The organism is Nocardia sp. NPDC004722, assembly GCF_053601505.1.
In genome coordinates this window covers 1-4,416 of the sequence record NZ_JBSGBY010000667.1, presented here as the reverse complement: position 1 = coordinate 4,416, position 4,416 = coordinate 1, and the positions used below count along the sequence as shown (strand labels likewise).

Sequence of the window (4,416 nt, the reverse complement as noted above, 5' to 3'; positions counted from 1 at the left end):
CGTTGAGCAATTGGCGCAGGTCGGCCAGCCCCGCCGCCTCGTTGCCACCGGTGAAATTGTCCTGCGCGGAGTTGTAGAGGGCACCGGGATCGGCGTGCGCGGTGCCCGTGCCGAGAATGGTGAGGGCCGCGGCAGCCGCCGCGAGGAGGGTGGGGAAACGCCTGGCGATCTGCACTGCTGTCGACCTTTCGGAGGATGTCACGCATTGCTTTGCTGGCTATCTCTTCAATTAGCTGGCTATTGGCTCACAGCCGAATGTGGACACGATACGACTGCCCATCCCGGTTGTCGGGTATTTGCTCATCTGATTTCGCGGGTTTGATCCGGATCACAGTGGATACGCGCGCGGGAGCGTGTCGAGGAGTCAGGGGGAGAGGCGCGCTCGGCACGTAAGGCCCGGCCGGTCCGGTGGGCAATCACATTCCGTTCGCGCGATAGGCTCCCTATCCGTGGACACGACTTCGCTCATCGGCAAGGATCTCGCCGCCGCCCTCAACACCGACACCAAGGCGCGCGCCGCCGCCCTCACCGAGGCGGGCGCCGCCCCGCGCCTGGCCCTGGTGATCGCGAACGACGATCCCGCCAGCGCCTGGTACGTGAAGTCGCTCAACCGCGCCGCCGACCGCCTCGGAATCGCCTGCGAGAACGTCGATCTCGGCGTCGACGCGACCACCGAGCAGATTCGCGCCAAACTCACCGAACTGTCCGCGGACCCGACCGTCGACGGCATCATGCTGCAGACCCCGCTGCCCAAGGGCATCGGCCTCGACGACGTGAGCTCCGCCATCGCCGCCGCCAAGGACGTCGACGGCGTCAGCCCGCTCTCCCTGGGCCTGCTCGCCTCCGGCCTCCCCGGCTTCCCGCCCGCCACCTCCGAAGCAGTCGTGGAACTGGCCAAGTTCCACAATGTTCCGCTCGCGGGCCGCCTGGTCACCGTCGTCGGCCGCTCGAACGTGGTCGGCAAGCCGCTGCTTCAGCTCCTGCTGGCGGAGAACGCGACCGTCACCATCGCCCACTCCCGCACCGCCGACCTCCCCGCTGTGACGACCGCCGCCGACGTCGTCGTCGCCGCGGTCGGCCGCGCGGGCCTCATCACCGGCGACCACGTCCGCGAGGGCGCGGTAGTCATCGACGTCGGCACCAACGAGGACGACAACGGCAACATCACCGGCGACGTCCACGCCGACTCGGTGTCCGGCAAGGCCGCCGCCCTGAGCCCAGTCCCCGGCGGCGTAGGCCCCGTCACCACCGCCCTCCTCATGCGCCACGTGGTCCAGGCCGCCGAATCCGCCCGCTGACCAACAAGATCAAGGTGTACTCAGTGCGGAAATCTGTCCGATTTCCCGCACTGAGTACACCTTGATCTTGAAATCACCAGTGGGTGGTGACGGGGTCGCCGATGGAGACGTTGTCGTAGTACCACTCGGCGTCGGCGGGGGCGAGGTTGATGCACCCGTGGCTGACGTTCGCGTTGCCCTGGGAATCCACCGACCAGGGGGCGGAGTGGACGTAGACACCACCCCAGGTGAGGCGCTCGGCGAATTCACCGGTGATCAGATAGCCCTCGGGGGAGCTCAGCGGGATGCCGATGGTGCGTGAGTCGAAGGTGACCGAGCGCTCGTGCGAGAGCACCGGGAAGGTGCCTACTGGAGTCTCACGGCCGGGCTTGCCCATCGACGCGGGCATCGTTCGGGCTACGCCGTTGATCCACACCGTGAAGGTGTGCGCCGACATATCCGCGTCGGCTGTGGTGCCGCCGTTGGTCTGGAACTTGATGTGCTGGCGGCCCGCGAAGACCGTGATCGGTGACTTCGTGGGCAGGTAATTCGCCGGTTGCCACATCAGTTGCCGGTCGTCGAGCCAGGTGAAGTGTCCGGCGAGGGAGTTCTCGGCCCGGACGTCGATGGCGCGTTCGGCTTGCGCGCGATCGGTGACCGCGGTCGCGAACTGGACGGTGACCGGGGCGGCGATGCCGACGGTCTGACCTGGTGCGGGCGAGATTGCCTGTACGGCTGGGAGATTCGGTGTCAAGAGAGCCGCCCCCGCGGCTCCGGAACCGAGTGCGGCCGCCGCCGCGAGGAAGCTTACGACGAACAGCACGCGAAGAGCTTTCCGCATCGTTCCATCCCTTCGAGAGGGTGTGGGCCTGGGTTTCTCACCTTATGGCCAGATGATCAGTCCCATCCGGAAATGTTCCCGGTTCGTGACCATTGTCCCGGCGTGGGAGCTATGCGAAGTTCGTGTCGCCCGGTAACGGGCCGGAAAAGGCTGTACCCCGCTCCATAACGGAACGGGGTACAGGCGCAAACGGATTCGGCGGCCTCAGCGGGTGATGGCGGCGACCACGTCGTCGTGCAGCGCGTCGGCGCGCGCGATCACTTCCTCGATCTGCTTCAGCACGGGCGCGAACTCGGCCCCGGCCGCACCGTCGAGCGAGGCCACATTGATGGCGATATTGAGCTGCGAACTGGCCGCCGCCGAACGCGCGCAGTCGGCGGCCGCGCCGATGTCGGTGACCACGTTCGGATTGCCGATGGGCAGCAATTCGGTTGCCAGCGAGACGATTTCGTCGGCCTCGGCGACCACGGCCGCGGGCACCCGGGCGGCCTGCAGCAGGGCGGCGGTGATGGCCTCGCCGCGCGCGGCCTGCTCGGCCTCGGACTCCTTGGGCAGCTTGTAGGCGGCGCCGACCGCGGTGAAGGCCGCGGCGTCGGCGTCGGCCAGCGCCAGCGAACGCTCGCGCGCGGTGTCGGCGGCGGCGATGATCCGGTCGATGACCGGGCGATTGTCGGCGTCCTTGGCGCGGGTGGTGTAGCGCGCGACCATGGCCACCAGCGCCGCGCCCTGAGCCGCGTGCAGCGCGGCGACCGCGCCGCCGCCGGGGGCGGGCACCTTGGCGGCCAGCTCACCCAGGTACCCCCGCAGTGTCGAGTCACCGAAGGTGGTGGTGTCCTGAGTCATACGGGGTGGCCTCCCTTGGCGATACGGGGAATTCGACTGATTCGCCGCCTACCGTACCGGCCCGCGCGACGCGGACGGCAATCCGCCCGCGGGCGGCCGCGATCCGGTCGCGGACGGTGTTGGCAACCCTCCCGCCGGGCTATGCAATTAGTTGGGTATTGTCCGGGTCATGCGTATCGGACTGTCGATCAACTACACCGACGGATTCAAGGAGATCGCCGCCGAGGTCGCCGACCTCGAACGCGCCGGTCTGGACATCGTGTTCGTGCCCGAGGCGTACTCGTTCGACGCGGTGAGCGCACTCGGCTACCTGGCCGCGAAGACCGAACGGGTCCAGCTGGCTTCGGGCATCCTGCAGCTCTACACCCGCACGCCCACGCTGACCGCGATGACCGCCGCCGGTCTGGACTACGTCTCCGACGGCCGCTTCATCCTCGGTCTGGGCGCCTCGGGCCCGCAGGTGATCGAGGGCTTCCACGGCCTCACCTACGATGCGCCCATCGGCCGCACCCGCGAGGCGCTCGAAATCTGCCGCAAGGTGTGGAAGCGGGAACGCCTGGAATACCAGGGCAAGTACTACACCGTGCCGCTGCCGGAGGGCCAGGGCACCGGCCTGGGCAAGCCGCTCAAGCTGATCAATCACCCGGTGCGCGAGAACATTCCGGTGCTGCTCGCCGCGCTCGGCCCGAAGAATGTCGAGCTGGCCGCGGAGCTGGCCGAGGGCTGGCAGCCGATCTTCTTCCTGCCGGAGAAGGCCGACGCCGTGTGGGGCGAGTCGGTGAAAGCCGGTCTGGCCAAGCGTGATCCGGCCCGCGGCGACCTCGAGATCTACGCCGGTCCGCCGCTGGCCATCGGCGACAATGTCGAGGCCCTGCGCGAATGGGTCAAACCGCACCTGGCGCTCTACATCGGTGGCATGGGCGCGAAGGGCAAGAACTTCTATCACACCCTCGCCACCAAGTACGGCTATGGCGCGGAGGCCGACCGCATTCAAGAGCTGTTCCTCGCGGGCGAGAAGGACGCCGCCGCCAAGGCCGTGCCCGACGACCTGGTGCGTGATGTCTCGCTGATCGGTTCGGCCGGTTTCGTCAAGGAGCGGGTGGCCGCGTTCAAGGAGGCCGGAGTGACGGCCCTGAACGTGGTCCCGATGGCCGCCACTCCCGCCGAGCGCGTCAAGCTCATCGAGCAGCTGCGCGAACTCGTCTGAGCGAATCCTGAAGCAGCGAAGCCGAGTCCGGGCAAACCGGACTCGGCTTCGTGCTTTCGAGTGGTGCGTCAGCGCAGGGCGCAGCGGTAGTTCAGCGCAGGGCGCTGAGTGCTTCCTCCAGCGTCGAGTGCAGCGCGAAGACCTGATCCAGGCTGGTCACTTTCAACTGGCGGCTGGTGGCGGGTCCGTCCGCCACCACCGCGATGCGCGTATCGCCGGCGCGCTTGTGCGCGCCGACCAGGACCGCC

4 protein-coding genes are annotated in these 4,416 nt (G+C 68.1%); 2 read left to right on the top strand and 2 right to left on the bottom strand.

The window, feature by feature from the left end:
* The first annotated feature begins 449 nt into the window (after positions 1 to 449).
* A complete protein-coding gene (locus ACWELQ_RS39340; RefSeq protein ID WP_452402091.1) occupies positions 450 to 1,298 on the top strand; it encodes a bifunctional 5,10-methylenetetrahydrofolate dehydrogenase/5,10-methenyltetrahydrofolate cyclohydrolase in 849 nt (282 codons plus the stop codon).
* A 73-nt stretch (positions 1,299 to 1,371) separates the two neighbouring features.
* On the opposite strand, the gene ACWELQ_RS39335 is transcribed toward ACWELQ_RS39340, so the two are convergent.
* Positions 1,372 to 2,118, bottom strand: coding sequence for a L,D-transpeptidase (locus ACWELQ_RS39335; RefSeq protein ID WP_452402090.1), 747 nt, complete (start codon positions 2,116 to 2,118; stop codon positions 1,372 to 1,374).
* 204 nt (positions 2,119 to 2,322) lie between these two features.
* Positions 2,323 to 2,961, bottom strand: coding sequence for a cyclodeaminase/cyclohydrolase family protein (locus tag ACWELQ_RS39330; protein WP_452402089.1), 639 nt, complete (start codon positions 2,959 to 2,961; stop codon positions 2,323 to 2,325).
* Between the two features lie 169 nt (positions 2,962 to 3,130).
* Here ACWELQ_RS39330 and ACWELQ_RS39325 point away from each other — a divergent pair, with 169 nt between their 5' ends.
* Positions 3,131 to 4,168 (top strand): LLM class F420-dependent oxidoreductase, encoded by a 1,038-nt coding sequence (locus tag ACWELQ_RS39325; RefSeq protein ID WP_452402088.1) that lies wholly within the window; start codon positions 3,131 to 3,133, stop codon positions 4,166 to 4,168.
* Positions 4,169 to 4,416: the final 248 nt, after the last annotated feature.